Source organism: Bacillota bacterium (assembly GCA_023511455.1).
Taxonomy (GTDB): Bacteria; Armatimonadota; HRBIN16; order HRBIN16; family HRBIN16; genus HRBIN16.
In genome coordinates this window covers 13,272-38,895 of the sequence record JAIMBJ010000016.1, presented here as the reverse complement: position 1 = coordinate 38,895, position 25,624 = coordinate 13,272, and the positions used below count along the sequence as shown (strand labels likewise).

Below are 25,624 nucleotides of genomic sequence, written 5' to 3'. Positions count from 1 at the left end.
GGGAAGGCGCAGGCGCGCCTTCCCGATTTTTATCGTCCGGGTGCCGGTGGCGGACCGGGAGGTGGTCCCTGAAACATCTGCTGGAACATCTGCATTCCCTGTTCCATCAGCATCCTGCGCTCTTCGGGCGACATGTTCATGAACATGCGCATCCCTTCCTGCATCATCTGCATGCGCACCGAAGGGTCCATATTCATGAACATCTGGATGCCCATCCGTATCGCCCTCTGGCGCTCCTCCGGCGACATCTGCAGGAACATCTGCATCCGCTGTTGCTCCAGCGCCAGGAAATCCTCCGCGCGCCCGCGCCCCTGCCCCGTGCGCTGTCCGGTCTGCGCCAGCATCGGTTGCTGGTAGAACACCACATACACCGGTCGCGTCTTGAACGCTGGAACCATCTGACCCAGCTGTTGCTCAAAATCCGGCGAAACGGTCACGTTGCGCACGAACGAGGTAATGCGGTTGCCGCTGGCATCCGCAATCATCAACCCTTGCGCCTCCAGATTCACGAGGGTGCGTACCCAGTTGACCAGCGTTTCAGAGGCTGGCAGTTCCATATCTGCCCGCAGATACACCTTGCGCCATGCCGAACCGGGGATTTGCTTGACGACTGCGTCCAGAGCTGCCTGAGCGCTGTTCGCTTCAGCAGGCGGTGTCACACGCGCCTGCAACAGCGGGTCCACCACGACTTGCAGTTTGAACCGCTCTGCAATGCTCTCCAGCACCCGACGCACGTTACTGCCAGCCTGCTGACCCTGCTGGCGTATTTGCTGACGAGGCAGCTCAACGGGCGGCTGTAACTCCGCAGGCGGTGGGGGTGGCATGACAGGCTCCAAAGGTACCTCTAAAGGTGGCTCCGGCGGCGGCTGAGGCTCGCCCGGCTCCTGCTGCGCCCACAGCGGGATCGCCGCACAAACAGATAACGCTACGATAGCCGCAATTGTTCTCCAGCGCATTTGGAACGACCTCCTCGTTTCCTTCATTTCTTATTAGACACCAAACACCTTCAAAAAGTTGCGCTCCGTGAGAAACGGCGGTTACTGCCGTGACTCTGTTCGCCACCACTTATTGTACCGTATTTCCAGCTGCCTCCGGCCACACACTGTCCGGAAAGGTTTTACGCTCGTCGCAACGAAGAATACAGTATCGCCTTTCCGATGGATGCGCCGTTCATACTTGACGGCTCGGAAGAGCCTGATTCTCTAAGACGGACATCTGCGAAAACGGTGGAGTAGTCCATCAGCAATCAGGAGGAGGCCCGTAATGCCCAGAGCGATAAACATCGATGACCTGTTTCGGCTTCGGCTGGTCAGCGATGCGCAGATTTCGCCCGACGGCCAGCGCGTCGTATGCGTGGTGAAGTACGCTGACCGCGAGAAGAACAAGTATTTCAGCCATCTGTATCTGTGCGACCTGCGCACGCGCGAGGTGCGCCAGTTCACCAGTGGCGAGGTCGCCGACAGCCAGCCGCGCTGGTCGCCGGATGGCAAAACCATTGCCTTCGTCAGCAACCGCCAGAAGCCGAAGGCACAGATATTCCTGATACCGGTGGACGGCGGCGAGGCGCGCGCACTGACTTCGCTGGAAGAAGGTAGCATCGGCGAGATTGTCTGGTCGCCGGACGGCACGAAGGTCGCATTCACCTTTCGCCTGACGCCCGAACCGTGGCGCGAGCAGGCGGCAAAGGAACGCAAGGAGAAGGGGTTCTCCACCCCGCCCCGCATCATCACACGCCCGTTCTACAGGCTGGACGGCGCAGGCTATTTTGACGGCGAGTACTATCAGGTCTGGGTGGCTGACGCGAAAACCGGCGAGGCAAAACCGCTGACCAGCGAGGTGACCTCCTGCGGTAGCCTGAGCTGGTCTCCCGACAGCAGCAAGATTGCCTTCGTGTGCAACCGCAGTGAAGACCCCGACCTGAACCCCAATCTGGTGGACATCTGGCTGGTTCCCGCGGAAGGAGGGGACCTGCAGCGTGTGGACACGCCGAAAGGTCCCAAGGGCGATATTGCCTTCTCTCCCGATGGCACGCGCATCGCCTACGTCGGTCATACGAAGGTGGACGACATCTGGGGCGTGACCAACGACCACCTGTGGGTTGCCGACCTGATTAGCGGCACCGCACGAGACATCATGGAAGGCTTTGACCGCTCGCTCGGAAACCTCACTCTCAGCGACATGCGCGACGTGGGCGGGGGAAGCCGTCCCGTCTGGACGCCTGACGGCAAGCAGCTGCTGTTCCTCGCCAGCGACAGAGGCAGCACAGTGCTCTACAGCATCTCCGCCGAGGGCGGAGAACCCGTTTTCTTGCGAGGGGAGCGTGCGGACATCACCGGCTTCTCCCTCAGCGCAGACGGCAGGCGCATCGCGTGGTGCGAGGGCACAGCCACCCAACCGCACGAGGTGTTCGCCGGCACGCTGGGGGATGGGGCAATCCAGAACGCTGAAGCGATAACCAGATTCAATGCCGACTGGCTGGCGGAGGTGCAGATACAGACCCCTGAAGAGTTCGCCTGCCTCTCGCCCGATGGCAATGAAGTGCACGGCTGGATACTGCATCCTCTTGATTTTGACCCCGCGCAGAAATATCCGCTGATACTGGAAATCCACGGTGGACCGCACGCGCAGTACGGCTGGGTTTTCTTCCACGAGTTCCAGCTGCTGGCGGCGCAGGGTTACGTGGTGCTGTACACCAACCCACGCGGAAGCAAAGGCTATGGAGAAGCGCATACCGCTGCCATCAAGGGCGCATGGGGCGGACCTGACTACACCGACCTGATGGCGGCGGTAGATGCCCAGCTGACACGCGGCTACATTGACGAGACGCGTATGGGCGTGATGGGCGGTTCCTATGGCGGCTATATGACCAACTGGGTGGTGTCACACACCGACCGCTTCCGCGCTGCCATCACCGACCGCAGCGTGGTGAACCTGCATAGCATGGCGGGAACATGCGACTTTCCCCTGCTACCCGGCGGCGACTACTTCCGGGGCAACGCATGGGCAGAGCCAGAGCATCTGTGGGAGCACTCGCCGCTGAAGTACGCGGGTAACATCCATACGCCACTGCTGATTATCCACAGTGAGGGAGACCTGCGCTGCCCGATAGAGCAGGCAGAACAGCTGTTCGCCGCGCTCAAAGTGCAGAAGAAGGAAGCGGTGCTGGTGCGCTATCCGCTGGAGAGCAGTCACGGGCTGTCGCGCTCCGGTCCGCCCGATTTGCGCGTGCACCGTCTGCAACAGATTCTGGACTGGTGGAAGAAACATCTCAGTAGCGAATAGGTGACCGCCAGCTGGAGGGCGAGGCTCCCGCCAAGCCGTGAAACGCCTCCCCGCCTGCGGGGAGGTTGGCTGGGGGCTCGGCTTACCAGTCGTTTCGCCCTTCGTGAACCAAAAGGAGACCATAACACCATGCCCGAACAACCGAAGAAGAAACCAACCTTACTGCTCATGTTCGACCTGAACTGGTCGGTACATGATGCGCCTCACCCCTTTACCGGCCCGAGCACGCCGCAGGACTGGGCGTTTATAGACCCCAGAGAGTATCTGGACTGGCATCTGGAGATGGGCAACAACGCCATCTTCCTGCAGGCGTATACGTACGGCGGTTACGCTTTCTATCCCACCCGTTTGGGGCCGGTGCCGCCGGGTCCGGGAAGGGAACTGCTGCCCAGGCTGTATGAGCTGGCACAGGAAGCGGGATTGCCCTTCTGGAGCTACTTCTGCGTCGGTGCAGATGTGGCGATGAGCGCGTACCGCCATGACTGGGTGATACCGGAAAGCCGCAGGAACTGGTGGCACGGCTTCCTTGCACCGGAGTCGCCCTGGGCAGACCTGTTCTGTGCGCGCGTGGAAGAGTTTCTGGAGCAGTTCCCCGTAGACTGGATACTGTTCGACTGGTTCTGTTACGGCGATCTGGACAGCGGTTTCCACATGCAACCCGCCTGGTTTGTGAAACAACCGTTTCGGGAGATTATTGGCAGGGAGATGCCTGAAGATAGCTCGCAGATTACGCCAGAGGAGAGCCTGACCTACAAGCGTGAGGTACTGGCGCGGTTCTTCGCCCGCATCCGCAAAACGGTGAAAGAGACAAGCCCCGCCACCCGAATCGCCTTCAACCCACCGTACTGGAAGCCTGCCGACCCGCTGTGGGTGAATCATCCGATGGTGAACGAGAGCGATGGCTTGCTGGCGGAATACTCCAAACCAGAGACCCTGCAATGGCTGGAAAGCGTGCGGCGACCGGAACAGCAAATCATCGCCACGCCCATCAATGTGGAAGGCGTGGTGGAGGAAGAAGTAATGCTGGAATGGGCGGAGAAGGGCTACGTGTTGAATGGCTATATCTGGGGCACCCCGCCCAGGCTCCAGCCGCATCCCTCTCTTCAGCCCAAAGGCGAAGCCATCCGACGGGCGTTCCACCGCATTGCCCTGCAGTATAGCTGACTCACGGAGCCGCGGTGAGTGCTTCCCGCGGCTCCGGTGGACTATCCCTGCTGTGCCTTCTCTGCCGGTGCCTGCACAATCACAGGACCCACTCCCTGATATTGCCGGTGCGTGCCGTCGCAGAAGGGAAACTTGCTGGACTTGAAGCACCGGCATAATGCCACACGCTCGCCGGGCTCGAGCTCAACGGTGGTCCGCACTCGTCCTTCCGTTTCTTCTGTGGTATGTTTTGCCATCCGCCTTTCTCCCTGCAGAGGATTTTATACTTTTCTTCTCTGTGGTGGCAACGCCTACCTCCTGCCCAGCGACGTTTCCCGGTGGTTGCATCAAGGAGTATGGATGTGATATACTTATAGTCGGTTGAAGGGTATGATGAGCAGGTAGGGCGGCATAAGGGGGTAGCAATCATCTCGAAAGAGAGTGGGCAGGCTCGCCCACTCTTTTTCTTACCCTGACGGAAGATAATCGGATAGAGGGCAGCCATGAACAGCGAGTTCATTGAAATACTGCGTGCGCTAGAACGGGAGCGGGACATCCCTCTGGCGGTGCTGTGGGAGGCGCTGGAGACCGCTTTGACCAACGCCTACAAGAAGCACTGCGGAGCGGTCGGCGATGTGCGTCTGCGCCTCGATTCCAGCAAGGCGGGGGTGCGATTGTTCTGCGAGCGCACAGTGGTGGAAGAGGTCGAAAACCCGCATACCCAGATTTCTCTGGAAGAGGCGAGGAAGTTCAAACCGGAGGCGGAGATAGGGGACACCGTGTCGGTGCCGGTCGACTTGGACGACTTCGGACGCATCGCGGCACAGACCGCCAAGCAAGTGATTGTGCAACGCATCCGCGAGGCGGAGCGGGAACAGATATATCAGGAGTTCCAGGAGCGCGTCGGAGAGATACTGTCCGGCTTCGTACAGCGCAGAGAGGGTCCGAACGTCATCATTGATCTCGACAGGGTAGAGGCTATCCTGCCGCCAGAGGAGCAGGTGCCGAACGAGCCGTATCGCCCGCATGACCGCCTGCGTGTGTACCTGCTACGTGTGGAGCGCACCACCAAGGCGCCGCGCATCATCGTCTCGCGCAGTCATCCCAGCCTCATCCGTCGCCTGTTCGAACTGGAGGTACCCGAGGTGCGCGAGGGAAGCGTGGTGATTAAAGCGGTTGCGCGAGAGCCGGGCGCACGCTCCAAAATCGCCGTGTGGGCGAAGGAGCCGAACATCGACCCGGTAGGCAGTTGTGTGGGTCTTCGCGGAACGCGGGTGCAGGCGGTGGTGAACGAACTGTACGACGAGAAGATAGATATCATCCGCTGGTATCCCGAACCAGCACAGTTTATTGCGGAGGCGTTGAGCCCCGCAAAGGTTTCGAAAGTGCAGCTGAACGAGAGCGAAAAAAGCGCACTGGTCATCGTGCCTGACGACCAGCTCTCGCTGGCTATCGGCAAAGCGGGGCAAAACGTACGGTTGGCAGCGCGATTGACCGGCTGGAAAATAGACATTCGAAGCGAATCTCAAACCGCTCAAGACGCTCTGGCGACAGGCAAAGAGGAAAAGGAAAGCGCGTCTTGAGAGAAAAAACAGTTCTGGAGTCCGCGATGCCTGCACGTAAACATACACCGATACGAACGTGCGTGGCGTGTCGAACCGCCGCACCGAAGAGAGGTTTGATGCGCGTCGTGCGCACTCCAGAAGGCACGGTGGAAGTAGACCTGACCGGTAAGAAGGCGGGACGCGGCGCGTACGTCTGCCGGAGCGTATCCTGCGTGGAGAAAGCGTTGAAAGCGAACAAGCTGGAGCGTTCGCTCAAAGTAGCCCTGCCGGCGCACACGGCACAGGAGCTGCTGCAGCTGGCTGCACAGGCGGAAGAAGAGGAGGTGACTCGCTCGTGAACCGGATTCGCGTTGGCGATTTAGCGAAAGACCTGCAGATGAGCGTTGCGGAGCTGCTCAGCACGCTCACCGACTTGGGCGTGGAGGTAAAGAACGCTGACAGCCTCATTGACATCTCCACGGCGCAAGCGGTGCGCGCCGTGCTGGACAAAGGGCACCCCGAAGTCGAGTTGCCCCCGACGATGACCGTGCGCGAACTGGCTCAGGCATTGGGGGTACAGTCCACGCAGATACAGCAAAAACTGATGAAGGTCGGGGTGCTGGCGGGGCTGAATCAGCAGCTCTCCGCCGACCAGATCGAGCGAGTCGCCTATGAACTGGGCTACAGCGTCCGCTGGACGGAGGCGAAGGAGCCGGAAGTACCCGAAAGCGCACGTCCCCGTACCGCGTCGACGGGTGGTCCGCAACCCCGCCCGCCGGTAGTAACCATTTTGGGGCACGTCGACCACGGAAAGACCACCCTGCTGGACGCCATCCGGCGTACCAACGTCGCGGAAGGCGAATACGGTGGCATCACCCAGCACATCGGCGCGTATCAGGTGGAGGTAGAACACGCCGGCGAGAAGGCGAAAATCACTTTTCTGGATACTCCGGGGCATGAAGCCTTTACCGCCATGCGTGCGCGCGGCGCACAGGTCACCGACATCGCGGTGCTGGTGGTTGCCGCCGACGATGGCGTGATGCCCCAGACCATAGAGGCATTGAACCACGCCAAAGCGGCGAACGTTCCCATTATCGTGGCCATCAACAAGATAGACAAACCCGAAGCCAATCCCGACCGTGTCAAACAACAGCTGGCGGAGCTGGGCGTGGTTCCGGAAGAGTGGGGTGGCGATACCATCTTCGTGCCGGTATCCGCAAAACAGCGCATTGGGCTGGGCGATTTGCTGGAAGCCATCCTGCTGGTTGCCGAAGTTCAGGAGCTGAAAGCCGACCCGAACGCTCCCGCCGAGGGGGTGGTTATCGAATCCAAACTGGACAAGGGCAGAGGTCCCGTCGCTACCATCATCGTTCAGCAGGGAACGTTCAAGCAGGGCGATGCAGTGGTGGCGGGTGAGGCGCATGGAAAGATTAAGGCGTTGATAGATGACCGGGGCAACCGCGTGCCTAAAGCCACGCCCGCCATGCCGGTGGAGGTCATCGGCTTGTCCTCGGTGCCGAACGCAGGCGAGAAGATGGAAGTGGTGAAGGATGAACGCACTGCCCGACAGATTGCGATGGAGCGCGAGCAGCGCCACCGTCAGGAGAAGCTTGCCAGCCAGCGCGCTCGCGTCACCATGAAAGACCTCAGCAGGCTGATTAAGGAAGGCGAAATCAAGGAGCTGCTGGTGGTGCTGAAGGCGGATGTGCACGGTTCGGTGGAGGCTGTGCGTACGTCGCTAGAGCGGCTGGAGCATCCGGAGGTGCGCCTGCGGGTGCTGCACGCGGCGGTGGGTAACATCACCGAGTCCGACATCATGCTGGCGTCGGCATCCAACGCGCTGGTTATCGGTTTCAACGTGCGCGTGGAGCCCGAAGCGCAACGTGTCGCGGAGCAGGAGCGCGTGGAAGTGCGCACCTACCGCATCATCTACGAGCTGGTCGAAGACATCAAGGCGGCGATGCTGGGCATGCTACAGCCGGTGATCGAGGAGTTCCCGCTGGGCAAAGCGGAGGTGCGTGCCGTGTTCAACCTGCCACGCGGCACGGTCGCCGGGTGCTACGTGACCGAGGGCAAGGTCGTACGCAACGCCGAGGCGCGTGTGTGGCGCAAGAAAGACCTGCTGCACACCGGCAAAATCGTCTCCCTGCGCCACCTCAAAGACGATGTGCGTGAGATTGCGCAGGGTTACGAGTGCGGTATCATGGTGGACGGCTTCTCGGACTTCGCGGAAGGTGACCTCATCGAGTGCTTTGAGAAACGGGAAGTGTCTCGCGCGGGTCATACGATTACCCAGCGGAGTGCAACGGCGGTCTCGTAGCGGATAGAGACGCCTGACCGATACTCGTGCAGTACGGCTCGCACCGTTCGGCTCGGCGGGAGCCTCGTCCTCCAGAAGACTGAAACTGGACAGGTATACAGGTGCCATGATGGTCGTGGGTGTATTGACGGTAGAGCTGCACCTCTACGAAGCGACCTCTCTCAAAGAGAAACGGCATGTGGTGCGCAGTACGCTGGACACCCTGCGCAACAGGTTCAACCTCTCTGCTGCCGAGGTGGATCATCTGGACGAGTGGCAGCAAGCAACACTCGGCTTCTCCTGCGTGGGCAATGACCGGCAACACGTCAACAGCGTGTTGAACAAGGCTCTGGACTTTTTATACGCCGACCCACGCATCGAGGTGGTCGAAGTCAATATGGAGTTGTGGTGAAATGAGTAGCAACAGAGTATCCAAGATAGAAAGCCTGCTGGTGACCGAGATCAGCGACATCGTGCGAAACGAGTTGAAAGACCCACGCCTCGAGGGGGTTACCATCACGCAGGCGAGGGTTTCACGTGACCTGAGCCATGCGAAGGTATACGTCAGTGCGCTGGGTGGTACCGAGGCACGCGACAAAGCCCTCGATGTGCTCAGGAACCTTGCGGGACGTATTCGCGGCGAGTTCGGGCGTCGTGCGCACCTGCGCGTCGTGCCGGAAATCCATTTCGAGCCGGATGAGGGCATCGAAGCGGGAATGCGCGTGCACGAACTGCTGCGTCAACTGGAACAGGGATGATTCGACGCCACCTGCAACAGGTTGCTCAGGTACTTCAGGAGGCGAAGAGCGTGGTTCTCGCCTGCCATCTCAATCCCGACGGCGACACGCTGGGTTGCGCGCTTGCCCTGCAATCCGTGCTGGAGGGCCTGGGCAAGCGGGTGATCACGCTGAGCAGTGACGGCGTGCCGGAGATATACCGCTTCCTGCCCGGCTCCGAGAAGGTTCTCACCGCTACCGAGCAGAGAGGCTTCGACGTGGCAGTAGTGTGTGATACCGGCATGCCCGAGCGCATCGGTAAAGCCAGGGATGCGGTGTTCTCGGCGCGGATTATCGTGGACATCGACCACCACGTGACCGAAGGCGCGTTTGGAGACATCCGCATCCAGCAGTCCAGAGCCGCCGCCACCGCCGAAATCGTCTACCGCCTGCTGAACGTGATGGATGTGCCCATCACGCCAGCCGTTGCCACCTGCCTGCTCACCGGTATCATCACCGATACCGGTCTTTACCGCTATATGAACGTCTCGCCAGCCACCTTCCGCCTGAGCGCAACTCTGATGGAAGCGGGAGCATCGCCCGCGCAGATTGCGGAAGAGGTTTTCGAGCGACGCTCTTTTCCGAGTGTGAGACTGCTGGGACGCGCCCTGGAACACATCCGGCAGGAGGAAGAAGGCAAGCTGGTGTGGTCTTACCTCAGCTACGAGGATTTCACCGAGCTGGAGGCTACCGATGAAGACACCGAAGGCATCATTACACAGCTGCGGGCGGTACGCGACAGCGTGGTGCTTGCGTTATTGCGAGAGGTAAAACCCGGTCGGGTGCGTGTAAGCGTTCGCAGCCGCGACGAGCGTATCGATATGTCGAAGCTGGCGGAGAAGTTCGGGGGTGGCGGTCACCGCATGGCGGCAGGCTTCTGGGTGAACGGTGGTATCGACGAGGCGAAGAGGAAAGTGATTGAGGCTCTGCGGGAATGGATGCACTGCTCAACCTCTACAAGCCAGCGGGCATGACCTCGCGGGAGGCGGTGGACGCCGTGCGCCGCATCCTGAATGTGCGACGGGCGGGACACAGCGGCACCCTGGACCCCGGCGCGGAGGGAGTGCTGCTCATCTGCCTGGGCAAAGCCACCCGGCTGAACGAGTTTCTGCAGTGGCTGCCCAAAACCTACCGGGCTACGATGGTGCTGGGCATACAGACCACCACGCAAGATGCGGAGGGCGAGGTGATTGCCAGCACGGATGCCAGCGGTGTCACCCGTGAGATGGTGGAGGCTACGCTACCCCGCTTCACCGGAGAGATAGAGCAAATACCTCCAATGCACTCCGCGGTGCATCACGAGGGCAGACGCCTGTACGAGCTTGCACGAGAGGGCAAGGTGGTTCCCCGAGAGGCTCGCAAGGTGTCCGTCTATCGCCTGCAACTGCTGAACTTCTCGCCCGGCGAACATCCAGAAGCGGAGATAGAGGTGGAATGCTCCACCGGAACATATATCCGTACGCTCTGCGCGGATATCGGCGATGCGCTGGATGTGGGTGGATACATGAAATCGCTGGTGCGAACGGCAATCGGCGCGTTCCGCGCGGAGGATGCGGTCACCCTGCAACAGCTGGAAGCCGAAGGTGGGGATAAACACCTCATCCCAATGGCGCAGGCAGTGGAGGGTATCCTTCCTGTCTGGAGACCACATCCCCGGGTGTTGCGCCTGTTTCGGCTGGGCAGTTTCGTCAAGCCAAAGCCCTTCCCACCCGTGCCGCTGCCAGCAGAGAAACCGCCGTATATTGCCGTGCTGGACGCGGCGGGCGAGCTCTTCGCCATCGCCACGGTGCGCCGCGACGAGGTGTGGCCCTACAAGGTGTTCGGTGAGCGCGTTCTCTACCACCCTCGCAGCGTAGAGGAGGATTTGGGGTGAGCAGTCTTGCTCCCCGCCCGATGAGCCTGCGTGCCAGCGTGGTGACCATCGGTGTCTTCGATGGAGTTCACCAGGGACACAGGGCAATTATCTCCGCAGCGGTGCAGCGAGCGCATCAGCTGAGCATTCCCGCCGTCGCAGTGACCTTTGACCGCCACCCGCAGGAAGCCATTCGACCCGAAAAATCGCCACCCTACCTGACCACCCTGACCAGCCGTCTGCGCCTGCTGCAGGAGAACGGCGTGCAGCACGTTCTGCTGATGCGCTTCGACCGCCATCTCGCCATGTTGCAGCCCGACGAGTTCGTGCGCTTCGTGTTGCACGAGCGGCTGAACGCCCGTCACATTGTGGTGGGCAGAGATTTTCGCTTCGGGTATCGGCGGATGGGCAATGTGGATTACCTGCGAGAGGTACAATGCCGTTTCGGCTTCGAGGTGGAAGCGGTGCCCGACGTGCTCTATCGCGATGAGCGCATCAGCAGCAGCCGCATCCGACAATCGCTGCTGGAAGGCGAGGTGCGCGAGGCATCTGCCATGCTGGGCAGGGCGTACGTGCTGGAGGGCGTGGTGGTTCGCGGACAACGGCTGGGCAGGAAACTGGGTTACCCAACCGTGAACCTGCAGCCGCTTGCGCCACAGGTGGTACCGCGAGATGGCATATACGCAGGACGACTGTTGCACGTGCGCACGGGCAACGTGTACACCGCGGCAATCAGCGTGGGCGTACGTCCGACCGTAGACGGTAAGAACCGTACCGTCGAAGCGTACCTGCTGGGTTTCTCCGGCAGTCTCTATGGGGAGGAAGTGCATCTCGCCTTCTTCCACCGGCTGCGCGACGAGCGCAAATTCGAATCCCTGCAGGCGTTGAAAGAGCAGATGGACAGAGACGTAAAGCAGGTGGCGGAGCTGATGGTTTAGACGGCGCGAGGCACACGGCTCCCGCCGGACCTTCCCAAAGACTCCAGCATGGAGGAGCAGAAAGCATGAGCAAACGACCGGTTATCCTGATTTCAGTATACATCTTCCTGGCTTCGCTGGCATGGGGGCAGGCACAGAAACCGCCCGCCGCGCCCCCGCAGCTTTCGGAGAAGGATAAGAAGATTATCGCTCTGTTCGAGAAGGCGCTGTCGCTGCAGAGGGCAGGCAAGGCGAAGGAAGCCATCGCAGCCTATCAGGAACTGCTCCAGCTGCAGCCCAACACGCCGATGGCGCGCTTCAACCTGGGTGAAATCTACATCGCGCAGGGCGACTGGAAAGCCGCCGAAGCGCAGTTCCGCCTGTTCGTGAAGGCGATGCCCAAAGTGCCCGAAGGGTATTTTCGGCTCGCCACAGTGCTGGCCCAGCAAAAACAGTGGCGCGAAGCCACGCAGATGGCTCAAAAGGGAGTGCAGCTGGCTCCGAACAGCGCAGAAGGGCACTTCGTGCTGGGCGTTATCTACCTCTCCCAGCGGCGCTGGGCGGAAGCGGAAAAGAGCCTGTTGCGCAGCAGCCAGCTGAACCCCAAAGCCACTAACACACAGTTCAACCTCGCGTATGTATACCTGCAGATGCGACAGCCACGCAAGGCGATACCCGTCCTGAAAAAGCTCAGCGAACAGGAACCCCGAAACCCGGCTACATGGGCGGGACTGGGTATGGCATACGATTTAGCAGGCGACCTGCCTCCAGCCCGCGACGCCTACCGCCGTGCACTGGCGATTCAACCCCAGAATGAAGACCTGACCCTGCGGCTGGCGATGGTGCTGGGGCGGATGAATCAGCACCGAGAATCTCTGCAGCTGCTGGAAAAGCTGGCAAAAGCACATCCCAACGACGCCGGGGTGTGGTTCGCCATCGGGCAGACGCATTTCAACCTGCAACAGTATCGCGAGGCGGAGATTGCCTTTCGCAAGGTGCTGCAGTATCAACCGAAGAACGTCGCAGCGCAGGCGAATCTCGCGCTGTGCCTGCTGAACCAGAACCAGCTGGACAACGCGAAGCGGGAATACGAGAAGCTGCGCCAGATGCAGCCGCAGGACAAGAACGCCCTGATGGGTCTGGGTTACATCGCCGAGACGCAGGGCCGCTGGGACGACGCACTCAAAGAGTACGAACAGTGGCAAAAGCAAGAGCCGAACAACCCCGAGCCCCTGTTGCGCAGCGCGCGGGTGTGGATACAACGGGACAAGATGCCGCAGGCGCTCAGCGTTCTGGAGCAGGCGGAGCGCAAGTTCCCCAACAACGTGGGAGTGCTGATGCAGGTGGCGGACGTGCTGGCGCAGGCGAACCAGCCGGAAGAGGCGCTCAAGCGATACGAACGCATCCTGCGGATAGACCCCAAACATCTGGGCGCGCTGAATGGGGCCGCGCTGGCGTGCAACCGGCTGAAGCGTAAGGGGCAGGCGCTGACTTACTACCGACGGATACTGAACATCGAACCCAACAACTCGCAGGTCATCTTCTCCATTGCAGACCTTTATGAAGCGGATGGCGACTTCGCCGGGCTCGCTCAAGAGCTGCGGCGCGTGGTGCAGAACAATCCCAAGAACGTGGTTGCATGGTGGAGACTGTCCATCGCGCTGGAGCGGCAGAACAAACTGGACGATGCCCTGCAGGCTCTGCGGGAGGTCGAGAAACTCAACCCCAACGATATGTTCTACCTCGTAAACATCCCGCGCCTGCTGGAGAATCAGGGCAAAACCGAAGAGGCCGTGAAGGAATACCGCAAGCTCATCGCCCGCCAGCCCAAAGAGCCGCGCCTTTACGGGATGCTCGCCTCCCTGTACAAGAAACACCAGCGCACGGAGGAGGCGATAGCCGTTTACCAGCAAGGGATGAAGGAGCTGCCTAAAGATACCTACCTGCGCACCCTGCTGGCGCGCACCTACGAGGAACAGCAGAAGTGGCAGGAGGCGAGACAGGTCTACGCAGAGATTCTGTCCATCACCCCCACCGAACCCAGCGCATATAGCGGGCTGCTGCGCGCACTGACCCAGCTGAAACAAGAGGAGCAGTTCCCCGCACTGGTCACGCCCTATATGGAGCGGGATGCATCCAACGAGGCGGCTATCCGTGCGCTGGTCTCTTTCTATCGCGACAGGGGTAAAGCGGCGGAGGGAGTGGCGATGCTGGCGTCCCTGGCGCAGAAGCACGCGAAGCAGAAAGGGGTATGGCTCGCGCTGGCGCAGCTGCAGCAGGAAGCCGGGCAGGAAGAGGACGCGCTGAGAAGCTACGAGCAGGTCTTGCAAATCGATGGTACGGATGTGCAGGCATTGCGAAGCATCGCGCAGATTCACGAGAAGCGCAACGAACCGCTGAAGGCGGCAGGCATCTACGAGCGCATTCTGGCAGGTTTTCCGCAGGACATCCCCACACGCCTTCGCCTGGCAGGCATGTACGAGCAGGCGGGGCAGAAGCAGAAAGCCATCGAGCAGTACCGCGAGGTGCTGAAGCGGGACGCGAACAACACTATCGCCAAGGAGAGCCTGCAGCGGCTGGGAGAGTCTTCGTCCGGAGGATGATTTTACCCTCACCCCCTGCCCCTCTCCTGCATGGAGAGGCGCGTCGCACTCCCTCTTCCCTCGCAGGGAAGGGAGGAGGGGGTTAGGTAGACCTCGTTTTCCCCCCACTGCTTGCAAAAGGTCCCAGCCCCCTTGCTCTTTTCTGGTGTTTGTCATATACTTTGTATAGCAGCGGTATACCTGTAGAATCCGTAGACCTGGAAAGGAGGACGTACCACGATGTCACGCACTTTACGGTTCGTCATCGGCTTGCTGTGCTGGGCATTTGTGGCATTTGCCGTCGTCCCCGCCTTTGCGCAGGTGAACTACCCCAACTTCAGCTCCTCCGCGGGACTGAATCTGGTGGGCACCGCTCAGGTCACAGCAAACCGGCTTCGCCTCACTGAGAACCGGATGAACCAACAGGGAGCTGCCTGGTACACCACCAAGCAGAACCTGACCCACGGTTTTTCCACCACTTTCCAGTTCCAGATGCACGGACCTTCCCCGGAGGACGGTCTGGGCATCGGGATGGCGTTCCACGTGCAGAACGTCTCGCCAACACTGAACGTGGGCGAGCGAGGAGCCGCGGGCACCCTCACCGTGAGCCTCTCCACGCTATACACCCTGCCTCAGGGCAATTTCCCCAACATGGTGTCCGTCTGGTTGAACGGCACGGCGGTTGTCGAGACTCAACCTTTTGCCAGAACAATCAACATCAACGACGAGGCGGTGCATACCCTGCGCGTGGACTACGCGGGAGGCTGGCTGACGGTGACTCTGGATGACAAGACGCTTATTGCGGTCGCGTTAGACCTCGCGGCAGCCGGCATTTTGGACAGCAGTGGCGCGGCGTGGGTTGGTTTTAGTGGACGCACCCTCTTCCCATACCAGAACAACGATGTGCTTAGCTGGAGGCTCACCCCGTTCACCGCACCCGCCCGCACACTGATTGTTCTCGGTGACAACCCGTACGACGGAGTGGAAGTGACCGCACCCGCCGACCTGGTGAACACGGGCAACGGCGTGACTCCGTTCGCGCGAGTGTACCCCGCGAACTCGTCGGTGACGGTCACGGCGGCGCGCTTCGCGCCCGACGGCAACGAGTTTGACCGCTGGGAGATCGACGACACCGACTACTCCGGCGACCGCGAGCTGTCGCTGACGCTGGGTGAAAACCACATCGTGACCGCCGAGTACGCTTCGTCCAAGAAGGTGGTCTGGGACACTGGCGCGCCAAAGACCGTTCTTAACAACAATCAAGAGGTGTACCTCGGTTATATCTCCGGCAACTACTCAGCGGCGTTGCCGCAGCGGTGGTCTGCCATTCCGTTCAGCATCCCGGCGGGCGGGGCGCGAATCAGCCAGGTGGATGCCAGCTGGTTTATCGTGGAAGGCTACCAGGGCGCGAACGTGCGCTACATCATCTGGCGGCGCACCGGTTTGAACCGCCCGGTGGACGGCGACCAGGTGGCTCAGGGCGTGCTGGGACCCTACACCGCAGGCATGGATGACCCACGCATCCCCGGCGGTGAGAACTGGTTACACCGCTATTCCAATCTGGACATCTTCCTGCCAGAGGGCGACTACTACCTGACCATCTACTCGGAGGGCGTTGGTGCTGGCAACACCACCGGCTTCAGTGCGCTGGCGTGGCTGACCGGTGCGGACCTGCAGCCCTCGGAGGTGGAACAGGACTTCATGTGGCGGTCGGCTCGATTCCCTGATCCGGGCTTCGAGGTGTTCGCCCCCACCGCTATTCAACCCAAAGCAGGGCAGGACCCGAAGGACCGCTGGAACTGCGCGTTCACGTTGTATGGCAAGCTCGCGGTTGTTCGCGGCACTCTCACACTGGGCGACTATGGCGGCGATCCGTCGCTGGTGCCTGTCTCGGTGCGCCTGCGCAAGGAGGGTGGCATTGAAGAGACCCGCACCATCTTCACCGACCGCAACGGAAATTACTACCTGTATGTGGAACCGGGCACCTATGAGGTCTCCTTCAAAGCCAGCCACTGGCTGCGGGTGAACCTGACGGGCGTCACCTTGGGTGTCGCTGAGGAGCTGACAGGACAGGACGTCACCCTCACCAACGGCGATATCGATGGAGATAATGAGGTAACGCTCTTCGACTTTGGGGAGCTGGTGGCAGCCTTCGGTTCGATGCCCGGCGACAGCAACTGGAACGCGAACGCCGATCTGGACGGGGATGAGGAGGTCACCCTGTTCGACTTCGGCATCCTGGTGCAGAACTTCGGCGCGATTGGGGATGAGTAGCCCTCACCACCGGCCCCTCTCCCGAAACTTCGGGAGAGGGGAGTTTCATTTCACACGATACGACTACCTCGGGTGCGACGGCGCGGTGCGGGCTGCGGGCGCGTATCGGGCTCGTAGGGCACAGGCACATAGTCCACACCGGATTTGCGTTGCACAGGCTGTGGATATAGCGCCATCAGGCGATGAACCTCTTCGGGGAAATCGGTGCTGACCGGCAGTCCCAGCGCCTTCGCTTCCTCCGCACAAATGGGATAGTCATGCGTCCAGGTGCCCTCGCTGAGCAGTGCAGCCAGTTCCCTCGCTTTGTCCTGAGGCATTTTGGCGGAGAGTATCTCCTCCAGAAGGCGACGCACCTGCCAGATGGCTTTGCGCGCCACGTCTGCCAGGATCAGCGTGCGGTCTTCCACACGCTCCGGACGTTTCATCTCGACCGCGCGCAGGATGGATGCAGCAGGATAGTCTCCGAGCTGCGGGTCTACGGGTCCCAGCACGGCATGCGGGTCCATGACAATTTCATCAGCGGCGAGAGCAATCAACGTGCCACCTGACATCGCATAATGGGGTACGAACACCGTTACCTTTGCCGGGTGGTTGCACAGGGCGCGCGCAATCTGCTCGCTTGCCAGCACCAGTCCGCCAGGGGTGTGCAGGATGAGGTCAATAGGGCGGTCCGGTCGCGTCATGCGTACCACGCGCAGCAAGTCCTCGGCGTCTTCGATATTGATGTAGCGGAACACCGGGATGCCAAACAGCGCCAGCGCTTCCTGCCGATGGATCAGCGCAATCACGCGGGAGCCGCGCGTCTTTTCGAAAGCCGCAATCGCCTGCAGACGCGCCGCCTCCAGCATCCGCTGCTTGATGATAGGCGCAAGGAAAGAGTAAATGAGGAAAAGCCAGAATATCTGGTTCACCACTGCCGCGAAAAAGCCTTCCATAACCTGCACCTCCCGTGCGCATGCTATTCGGTTCGCGTGGAGGGAATCCTGCTTATTGACAGGTATACAGCAATCCGCGTATACTTTTGGAAACGGCAGAGGAGGACACGTTTTGTGGAGCACCCGGTGTTCGACGCAATGGCGCTGGCGGCAGAGGGAATAGAGAAGAATCGCAAGGGAGAGGCGATTCTGGAGTTCCTTCTGCCCAACGGTTCTCCTGCCGCAGGCGTTCCCGTTCGGGTATCTCTGCGAAGCCACGATTTTCTGTTCGGAGTGCCTTTGCGACCGCGCCACTATCGTCATGAGCGCACCCTGCAGTATGTGAAGGGTGTGTTCAACTTTGTGGAGCTGCTCGAGTTCAACTGGGGGCAATATGAACCGGATGAGGGCAAGCCGCTGGTAGAGGAGCGACGCCGATTCATCCACGAGTGGTGCATTCCCAACGGCATCCGCCGCTTCTACGGGCACATGCTGGTGTGGACACGGCAGTACGGCGAATACCCGAAGACGGGACTGCCCTTGTGGCTTTTCCGATACACGCCATCGCGCCAGTACGAGCTGTTGAAAGCACGGGTACAGCGCGAGGTACGGGACTACCGCGATGTGGGCATGATATGGGATGTGGTGAACGAGCCGGTGCATTGCCGCGCATGGGGCAACTGGAACAAACCCAACCGCTATGATGACGAGCCGCTCGATGTGGTATACCGCTATGTTGCCGACGCACTGCGCTGGGCGCACGAAGCTAACCCGAACGCCCCCCTGCTGGTGAACGAGTACGACCTTTTTGTCGACAAGAAGATGCAGGACCGGTTCGTGCGCCTGCTGGAGACGTTGCAGGAGAAGAAGATACCGCTGCACGCGGTGGGCATTCAGGCGCATGATATGCAGGCAACCTACTGGCCGTCGCCCGAAGAGGTGTGGCAGGCGTGCGAGACCTTTGGCACTGAACTTCGGCTGCCGGTGTACTTTACGGAACTGTGCTATGACTCCAGCCCGAATCAGCAGATACAGGGAAAACATCGCAGGGGTATGTGGAACCCACAGCATCAGGCGGAAGCCGTCGAGGAGTTTTACCGCGTGGCTTTCGGACATCCCAGGGTGGCAGGGATTGTCTACTTCGGGCTGGTTGGCAGCGAAGCATGGAAAGAGAACGCCGGCTTGCTGGACGAGCAGGGAAATCCAAAACCCGCCTGGGAGCGAGTGAGGTACCTCATTACTGAAGAATGGAAGACACAGGTATCCGGCAAGACAGCAAAGGATGGTACTCTCCGCCTGCGGGGCTTTTTTGGACAATACCAGGTAGAAGCCACCTATCGGGGACGGCAATATACTTACGACCTGCACCTGCAAAAGGGCGGGCAGAACCGCTGGCAACTTACTCTTTCGCATGAGCGTCAGTGAGGCGAGGTGGTTGCTATGAGCAAACCGCTGGTATACCCGCGTCACTATATCTGCTACCGCGTTAGGAAACCGCTGGCAATCGACGGGAGGCTGGACGACCCGGCATGGGCGGATACGGCATGGACGGAGGAGTTTGTGGATATCGAGGGTGACGTCCGTCCGCGACCCCGTTTCCGCACGCGGGCGAAGATGCTGTGGGACGACGAGTATTTCTATGTGGGCGCGGACATGGAAGAGCCGCATGTATGGGCAACACTCACCAAACGCGACTCCATCATCTACCACGACAACGACTTCGAAGTGTTCATCGACCCCGATGGAGACAACCACAACTACTACGAGCTGGAACTGAACGCCCTGAATACCGTGTTTGACCTGCGCCTCGAGACGCCATACAAGGACGGGGGCACTGCCCTGATCGACTGGGACATTGCCGGACTGAAAACGGCGGTGCATGTGGACGGTACGTTGAACAACCCGTATGATGTGGACCGGGGCTGGAGTGTGGAAATTGCCATTCCGTGGAAGGCACTGGCGGAGTACGCGGGGTGTCCCTGCCCACCACGTGAGGGCGACCAGTGGCGCGTCAACTTCTCGCGGGTGGAATGGAAGGTGGTTATCGAGAACGGGCGATATCGAAAAGTGCCCAACACGCCGGAGGACAACTGGGTGTGGTCACCGCAAGGGGTGATCGATATGCATCGTCCTGAGACGTGGGGCTATGTGCAATTCAGCACGGCGAAACCTGGCAGGGCACGCTTCCGTCCCGATGAGACCTTCCCTGCCCGAATGGAGCTGACCCGCCTGTATTATGCCCAGAAAGAGTTCTACGAGAAGCATCGACGCTGGGCGAATGACCTGCGGGAGCTGGGATGGACGCCCCGAAACCTGCCCGGCTGCGAACCGATTGCACTGACACTCACATCGGAAGGCTATCTCGCCACAATGCGCTGCCGAACAGGGGATGGAAAGCAGTATACGCTGCATATCCAGCACGATTCCAGAACATGGGTGGAGTAGCCGATGCAGCTGGTGTCGGCGATTTGGTAATATTTAGGTGACTACAGCAACAAGGTGTGCCGATGATGGAACGGGTGTTTAACTTTTCACCGGGTCCGGCGACACTGCCGCTACCGGTATTGCAGGAGGTGCAGCAGAATCTGCTGGCGTTGCCCGGAGTGGGTGCGTCGGTGCTGGAAATCAGTCACCGCAGCAAAACCTTCGAGGAGATGATTACGCAGGCAGAAGCGAACATCCGCGCGCTGCTGAACCTGCCGGAAGAGTATCACGTGCTCTTTTTGCAGGGAGGAGCCAGCCTGCAGTTTTCGCAGGTTCCCATGAGCTTTCTGCGCGGCCCCGGTCGTTCCGCAGACTACATCGTGACCGGTTCGTGGGCGAAACGTGCGCTGGCAGAGGCGCAGCGCGAAGGAGCGGTGCGAATCGTCTGGGATGGCAAAGCAGACAATTACAGCCGCGTGCCCAAACGCGGCGAATACGAGATAGACCCCAGCGCCGCCTACGTGCATTTCACCTCCAACGAAACGATACAGGGCATCCAGTTCCCCACCGAGCCGGCGACGGGTGAGGTGCCGCTGGTGTGCGATGCCTCGTCGGACTTTCTCTCGCGCCCGATAGACGTCAGGCGCTACGGACTGATCTACGCGGGCGCGCAGAAGAACGTGGGACCGGCAGGCGTCACTATCGTCATCATCCGGCAGGATATGCTGGAACAGGTTCCCGACGACTTGCCCACCATGCTCAATTACAAGGTGCACGCGGAACACCGTTCGCTGTATAACACGCCGCCGGTGTTTGCCGTGTACATGGTGATGCTGGTGACGCGCTGGCTGCTGGAGAACATCGGCGGGCTGGAGCAGATGCACGCCATCAACCGGCAGAAGGCACAGCTGCTTTACGAGGCGATAGACCGCAGCGAGGGCTTTTATCGCGGTCACGCGCAGCCCGACAGTCGCTCGCTGATGAACGTCACCTGGCGATTGCCCAGCCAAGAGCTGGAGGCGCAATTCGTCAAAGAGGCAAAGGAGGCGGGCTTGCACGAGTTGAAAGGGCATCGATCGGTGGGCGGCATCCGCGCCAGTATCTACAATGCGATGCCCCTCGAGGGCGTGCGCACACTGGTGGAGTTTATGGAACATTTTCGCCAAAAGCACGCTTGACCGCCGGTTGATGTGCTGCCAAAACGGCAGCATCCTGCGGGGCGTGAATCCGGCAGGAATGCGAGCTGGGCACCGGCGAGAGTAGGGAATACTCTCTGTCGGAGGTGAGTGCAAAATGAGAAGGGTTCTCCATCACGTATTTCCGATGCTCGCAATGATGGCTCTCATGCCTGCCGCGTTCTCTGCCGGAGTGGTCGTAGGTGGCGATGCTGGCGTATCTGAACCGGTGCCAGTGGGACAGGAGCTGCAGGTAAGTGCCGCCGTTGAACCTGGAGCGAATTGGGCACAGTTTCACGTGCTTGACTCGCACGGTAACGTCGTGTTCCGCAGTACGATGTTGCCCGTCGGTGAGGATGGAACAGCCAGCACCGTATGGACGCCACCTTTTGCCGACACCTTTACCGTGTGGGTATTCAGCTATGACTCCAGTGGCAACCTGCTCAGCCAGACACAGGTGTTACTGGTATCGGTTTACCAGCCCGATGCGCGCGGCTTCATCACCGGCGGCGGTTGGATCGAGGCGGATGGACACCGTCGTACTTTCGGCTTCGTCGCCCAGGTGCAACGCAACGGCAGTGTGCGAGGTAGCCTGGAATACCAGCGTCATGGACTGGGCATGAACGTAAAATCCTTCGCTATCGACTGGGTGTATGCTCCGAGTTTGAACGAGGGTTACTTCAGCGGCTGGGCGACTCTCAACGGCTCCGGTCTATACCGTTTTTACGCAATGGTGTGGGACTGGGGTGAGCCTGGCCGAGCGGATTTCTTTGCGCTGTGGGTATATGAGCAGGATGGCACGCTGGTGTTTGCCGATTGGAGCGAACTGGCCGGTGGAAATATCGTGATACATGCCAGCCGATAACTCATAGCGATTCCTGATGCGCGCCGGAACAGACCACCAAGTGGCTGTTCCGGCATCACTTTATGCAGAAGCACGCCTGAACAACCTCCTGCTCTTGGACAGGATGACCTGCTGTCACGGCAAGGGGCTTTCTGCAGAGGAGATTTTCCTGTCTGCTGTCGAAGATGAGGTTCATCATGCCGGGCAAATCCGTCAGGTGCATTATCTGGCGGAGGGAGTTCGAAGACAGCAGGCAGGAGGTCAACCATGCACTATTTCGCACAGGTCAACTGCCCCCTAGAATGGGGACTCGTGTCTTCGCGTCCCTATTCCGACCCATTCAACGAGGTGCAACTGGACGTTGTTTTCACCGCACCGGATGGCAGCGAACAGAGAGTGCCCGCTTTTTGGGCGGGCGAGCAGGAATGGCGGGTGCGCTTTGCGCCCTCGCAGGCGGGAGAGTACCGCTGGCGCACGATTTGCACCGACACCGCCAATGCCACTCTGCATGGTATAGAAGGCACACTGACCGCTGTCCCTTACGAAGGAAGCAACCCTCTGTTCCGGCGCGGTGGGTTGCAGGTGTCTGCCGACGGTCGTTACTTGCAACACCGCGACGGCACGCCCTTCCTGTGGCTGGGTGATACGTGGTGGATGGGGCTGTGCAAGCGGCTGCGGTTTCCGGGTGACTTCGCCACGCTGACCGCTGACCGCGCGCAGAAGGGGTTCAGCGTCATACAGATTGTGGCGGGGCTGTATCCCGACATGGCAGCGTTCGATGAGCGCAGCGCGAACGAAGCGGGTTTCCCGTGGGAAGAGGGCTGGCAGCGCATCAATCCCCAATACTTCGACATGGCGGATTTGCGCATCTGGTGGCTGGTGAGGAGCGGGCTGGTGCCGTGCATTGTGGGCTGCTGGGGATACTACATCCACTGGCTGGGCGTGGAGAAGATGAAGCAACACTGGCGCTATATTATTGCACGCTGGGGAGCGTATCCGGTGGTATGGTGTCTGGCGGGCGAGATACTGATGCCTTTCTATGACGACCATTCCCGCCCGCGCGAATGGCACGAGGACTACGCCCAAAAGACCCGAGGCATGTGGGAAGAGGTGGCGCGATACGTGCGGGAGGTAGACCCCTATGGGCATCCGGTAACCGCGCACCCGTCTGTCTCCGCCCGCGATAGCCTCTCCGATTCGGTATTGGACTTCGATATGCTGCAGACAGGGCACGGCGACCGCACCAGCCTGCCCAACACCATTCAGCAGGTGGTTCGGTCGTACCATCGCGAGCCGGTCATGCCTGTTGTGGAAGGCGAGGTGTGTTACGAGGGCATCGGCGAGGCGAGCCGGCAGGAGGTGCAGCGGCTGATGTTCTGGGCGTGCTGGCTGAACGGTGCGAAGGGCTTCACCTACGGCGCGAACGGCATCTGGCAGGTGAACACGCGTGAAAAGCCATATGGACCCTCGCCGCACGGCATGGCGTGGGGAGATACTCCGTGGGAAGAGGCATATCAGCTGCCGGGCTCCGCGCAGCTGGGTATGGCGAAGCGGCTGCTGGAGCGCTACGAGTGGTGGCGCATCGAGCCGCATCCCGAATGGGTTGAGCCGCACTGGAACGAACAGAACTACTTCCTGCCCTTTGCCGCGGGCATCCCGGGCGAGTTGCGATTCATCTACGTTCCTGCATATCAGTGGCGGGTCACGGTTAAATCGCTGGAGCCGGGCATGTCCTACCGCGCCTTCCTGTTCGACCCCGCAACGGGGCAGGAGATGTCGCTTGGCGAAGCGCGAGGCGACGAGCAGGGCGACTGGACGACACCCGTCTTGCCGAAGTTTCAGGACTGGCTGCTGATACTGAAAAGCGGAACGTAATGGAAGAGGTAATAGAAACCTGATCAGAAAACCATTGGGACATCGTGGGCTATGAGGATGAACTGTCCTCGTAGCCCATCACTTCAATGGCAGGACGCAATCTTCTTATTCTCCGACTTCATCGAGCACTCTATCGCGGAGTGAAGGTGCTATCCAGAAACCCGCTCGCACTACGAGGTCATCTAGTATGGGCTTTACTTCGGCAATGAGCAGCTTCTGCTTGGCTTGGACCAGTATCCCTAGTACACCAACAAACCGAAGCCCAAGCCGTTGTGCAACTCTGCGACCGATGCGCTCATCCATTGGTAAAGCTGCTGAAGGAGCTGTAAGTGTCCTACCCTCGCCAGGTTCATAATTGGCGAGGTGTTGCTAACAACAGTCACGACTTCCTCATCTCCCGAAGTGTCTGCAAGTCCTGTTCAAAGTCCGTAATGTCATCGTGCAGTGGCACTTGCCTGGCTGCAAGCAGTTGCTGGAACTGAAGGATGTTCATTTGTGCGAGGTCAGCTGCCTGTCCAAGCGTAAGCTTCTCCCGCTGGAAGAGCAGCACAGCCAGTTCCTGTCGCATCTCTCCTTCCGTCATGCGTGCTGCCTGCAAGACTTCGTCTGGTATGAGAAGGCTCATTCTCATCCCCCTCCCTATCGCACCGCTTGTTAGCTTACTATCTTCACCATCGGCATGTCAACCTGCCTGCACCACCGCCTTCAGTGCCTGCACCGCCTGTTTGGCGCTGTCGGAAGCTTTGGGGTCATCCAGCAAAGCGCGGGCGATGTCGCCGCCGCTGGACCAAGTCGTACACAGGTGCCCGATCATCTTATCGGTGGCGTTCTTGCGGGCATAGTCGCGCAAAGCCAGTGCCGCCTGCACGTTGCGCCAGCTGGAAGGCAACACGCGAAAGCCCTTCTGCTGGAAGAAAGGCACGGAAGGGTACTCGTCGCGCAGCTCGTAGTGCCAGTCGCAGATGATGATATCTTTGGGAATCATGTCCACGGCGGGCGCGGTGCCGTTCTGGCTGGCTTCCCACTTGCCGTACTTCATCACCGAGTCGTCCAGTAATCTATCTCCCCACATCAACATGGTCAGTTTGCGCTTCTTGACGAGGTGCTGGTGATAGTCCTTGACCGCTTTGGCGAACAGGTCGGCGGGGTTCTTGCCGCGACAGCGCGGACACTGGTCACTGGCGATAAGGAACACCTCGTCCATGCCCACGTGGAAGGCATCGGCTTCGAACGCCTCGATGAGTTCGTCCATTAGCGCGAAGACCACCTCGTTCACCTTCGGATGCAACGGACACCAGCTGCGGCAGTAGATGTCAGGGTTATCCAGTGGGATTTGGGGAGTTTCGTCGAACTCAGGATATTTTACCAGCAGGGGGAAGGTGGTCTTCGCCCATGACTGATGCCCGAGGCAGTTGAACTGCGGGATGAGGCGGATACGGTGCTTGCGGCATGTCGCCAGAATGTCGCGGATGTCGCCCTTGCTGAGCGCGCCGTTCATCCGCAGTTCAGGATGAGAGCGGTATTCGTAGCCGTAGTTGACCTCCAGAATCAGCACATTGATGCCCAGCGCGGCGAGCGTTTTGTCGATTGCGCTGTTGAGCAACGGTACGTCCTCCGGGCTGGGCGCCATGATGTGCACGGCTTGCCATTTCGCGTTTTTCGGGGCTGCCATCGGTACGCCTCCTCGCAGATTCTACGGATAGATTCGCGAATGGAAGAGGTA

22 protein-coding genes and 1 pseudogene are annotated in these 25,624 nt (G+C 60.1%); 17 read left to right on the top strand and 6 right to left on the bottom strand.

What is annotated here, in order from left to right:
* Nucleotides 1-29: 29 nt before the first annotated feature.
* A complete protein-coding gene (locus K6U75_10120; GenBank protein MCL6475392.1) occupies nt 30-956 on the bottom strand; it encodes a hypothetical protein in 927 nt (308 codons plus the stop codon).
* A 307-nt stretch (nt 957-1,263) separates the two neighbouring features.
* On the opposite strand from K6U75_10120, the gene K6U75_10115 reads away from it, so the two are divergent.
* Together K6U75_10115 and K6U75_10110 are read left to right on the top strand one after the other, a co-directional pair.
* The gene (locus tag K6U75_10115) at nt 1,264-3,282 is read left to right on the top strand and encodes a S9 family peptidase (GenBank protein ID MCL6475391.1); all 2,019 of its coding nucleotides are present in this window, start codon (nt 1,264-1,266) and stop codon (nt 3,280-3,282) included.
* A gap of 129 nt (nt 3,283-3,411) precedes the next feature.
* Nucleotides 3,412-4,446 carry a hypothetical protein gene (locus tag K6U75_10110; GenBank protein MCL6475390.1) on the top strand — a complete coding sequence of 345 codons (1,035 nt, stop codon included), beginning with the start codon at nt 3,412-3,414 and terminating at the stop codon, nt 4,444-4,446.
* Nucleotides 4,447-4,487: 41 nt separating this feature from the next.
* Here the strand turns inward: K6U75_10110 and K6U75_10105 are convergent, their stop codons facing one another.
* Nucleotides 4,488-4,682 (bottom strand): CDGSH iron-sulfur domain-containing protein, encoded by a 195-nt coding sequence (locus K6U75_10105; protein ID MCL6475389.1) that lies wholly within the window; start codon nt 4,680-4,682, stop codon nt 4,488-4,490.
* Nucleotides 4,683-4,928: 246 nt separating this feature from the next.
* Between K6U75_10105 and nusA the strand changes: the two genes are divergently transcribed.
* From nusA to K6U75_10055, 10 genes are all read left to right on the top strand, one after another.
* The gene (gene nusA / locus K6U75_10100; GenBank protein ID MCL6475388.1) at nt 4,929-6,008 is read left to right on the top strand and encodes a transcription termination factor NusA; all 1,080 of its coding nucleotides are present in this window, start codon (nt 4,929-4,931) and stop codon (nt 6,006-6,008) included.
* A 26-nt stretch (nt 6,009-6,034) separates the two neighbouring features.
* On the top strand, nt 6,035-6,328 hold the full coding sequence (locus tag K6U75_10095; GenBank protein MCL6475387.1) for a YlxR family protein: 294 nt from the start codon (nt 6,035-6,037) through the stop codon (nt 6,326-6,328).
* Nucleotides 6,325-8,289 (top strand): translation initiation factor IF-2, encoded by a 1,965-nt coding sequence (gene infB, locus K6U75_10090; GenBank protein ID MCL6475386.1) that lies wholly within the window; start codon nt 6,325-6,327, stop codon nt 8,287-8,289. Before K6U75_10095 ends, infB begins: the two co-directional genes overlap by 4 nt.
* Nucleotides 8,290-8,398: 109 nt before the next feature.
* Nucleotides 8,399-8,680, top strand: a complete 282-nt coding sequence (locus K6U75_10085) for a DUF503 domain-containing protein (GenBank protein MCL6475385.1) — start codon at nt 8,399-8,401, stop codon at nt 8,678-8,680.
* Nucleotide 8,681: 1 nt separating this feature from the next.
* Complete coding sequence (gene rbfA / locus K6U75_10080; protein MCL6475384.1) at nt 8,682-9,026, top strand: 30S ribosome-binding factor RbfA; 345 nt, start codon at nt 8,682-8,684, stop codon at nt 9,024-9,026.
* Nucleotides 9,023-10,018, top strand: a complete 996-nt coding sequence (locus K6U75_10075) for a bifunctional oligoribonuclease/PAP phosphatase NrnA (GenBank protein MCL6475383.1) — start codon at nt 9,023-9,025, stop codon at nt 10,016-10,018. The genes rbfA and K6U75_10075 overlap by 4 nt, the downstream gene beginning before the upstream one ends.
* Nucleotides 9,979-10,917, top strand: a complete 939-nt coding sequence (truB, locus tag K6U75_10070; protein ID MCL6475382.1) for a tRNA pseudouridine(55) synthase TruB — start codon at nt 9,979-9,981, stop codon at nt 10,915-10,917. The genes K6U75_10075 and truB overlap by 40 nt, the downstream gene beginning before the upstream one ends.
* Nucleotides 10,914-11,834: a bifunctional riboflavin kinase/FAD synthetase gene (locus tag K6U75_10065; GenBank protein ID MCL6475381.1), complete on the top strand. Its 921-nt coding sequence runs from the start codon at nt 10,914-10,916 to the stop codon at nt 11,832-11,834. Before truB ends, K6U75_10065 begins: the two co-directional genes overlap by 4 nt.
* A 65-nt stretch (nt 11,835-11,899) precedes the next feature.
* Nucleotides 11,900-14,416, top strand: a complete 2,517-nt coding sequence (locus K6U75_10060) for a tetratricopeptide repeat protein (GenBank protein MCL6475380.1) — start codon at nt 11,900-11,902, stop codon at nt 14,414-14,416.
* Nucleotides 14,417-14,635: 219 nt separating this feature from the next.
* Nucleotides 14,636-16,669, top strand: coding sequence for a hypothetical protein (locus K6U75_10055; GenBank protein MCL6475379.1), 2,034 nt, complete (start codon nt 14,636-14,638; stop codon nt 16,667-16,669).
* Nucleotides 16,670-16,719: 50 nt separating this feature from the next.
* Here K6U75_10055 and K6U75_10050 read toward each other — a convergent pair whose 3' ends face one another.
* Nucleotides 16,720-17,604, bottom strand: a complete 885-nt coding sequence (locus K6U75_10050; protein MCL6475378.1) for an ATP-dependent Clp protease proteolytic subunit — start codon at nt 17,602-17,604, stop codon at nt 16,720-16,722.
* 114 nt (nt 17,605-17,718) lie between these two features.
* Between K6U75_10050 and K6U75_10045 the strand changes: the two genes are divergently transcribed.
* The 5 genes from K6U75_10045 to K6U75_10025 all read left to right on the top strand — a co-directional run bounded on the left by K6U75_10045 (nt 17,719) and on the right by K6U75_10025 (nt 23,901).
* Complete coding sequence (locus K6U75_10045) at nt 17,719-19,008, top strand: endo-1,4-beta-xylanase (GenBank protein MCL6475377.1); 1,290 nt, start codon at nt 17,719-17,721, stop codon at nt 19,006-19,008.
* Between the two features lie 15 nt (nt 19,009-19,023).
* On the top strand, nt 19,024-20,028 hold the full coding sequence (locus K6U75_10040) for a carbohydrate-binding family 9-like protein (GenBank protein MCL6475376.1): 1,005 nt from the start codon (nt 19,024-19,026) through the stop codon (nt 20,026-20,028).
* Between the two features lie 62 nt (nt 20,029-20,090).
* On the top strand, nt 20,091-21,185 hold the full coding sequence (gene serC / locus K6U75_10035; GenBank protein MCL6475375.1) for a 3-phosphoserine/phosphohydroxythreonine transaminase: 1,095 nt from the start codon (nt 20,091-20,093) through the stop codon (nt 21,183-21,185).
* A 115-nt stretch (nt 21,186-21,300) separates the two neighbouring features.
* Nucleotides 21,301-22,047, top strand: coding sequence for a hypothetical protein (locus tag K6U75_10030; protein MCL6475374.1), 747 nt, complete (start codon nt 21,301-21,303; stop codon nt 22,045-22,047).
* A gap of 246 nt (nt 22,048-22,293) precedes the next feature.
* Entirely contained in the window at nt 22,294-23,901 is a 1,608-nt protein-coding gene (locus K6U75_10025; GenBank protein ID MCL6475373.1) for a DUF4038 domain-containing protein, read from the top strand.
* Nucleotides 23,902-24,006: 105 nt separating this feature from the next.
* Here K6U75_10025 and K6U75_10020 read toward each other — a convergent pair.
* The 3 genes and pseudogenes from K6U75_10020 to K6U75_10010 all read right to left on the bottom strand — a co-directional run bounded on the left by K6U75_10020 (nt 24,007) and on the right by K6U75_10010 (nt 25,573).
* Nucleotides 24,007-24,284 (bottom strand): annotated as a pseudogene (locus K6U75_10020) (DUF3368 domain-containing protein).
* Entirely contained in the window at nt 24,281-24,526 is a 246-nt protein-coding gene (locus K6U75_10015) for a UPF0175 family protein (protein ID MCL6475372.1), read from the bottom strand. The pseudogene K6U75_10020 and the gene K6U75_10015 overlap by 4 nt, the downstream one beginning before the upstream one ends.
* Nucleotides 24,527-24,583: 57 nt before the next feature.
* Nucleotides 24,584-25,573, bottom strand: a complete 990-nt coding sequence (locus K6U75_10010) for a family 20 glycosylhydrolase (GenBank protein ID MCL6475371.1) — start codon at nt 25,571-25,573, stop codon at nt 24,584-24,586.
* Nucleotides 25,574-25,624 lie beyond the last annotated feature (51 nt).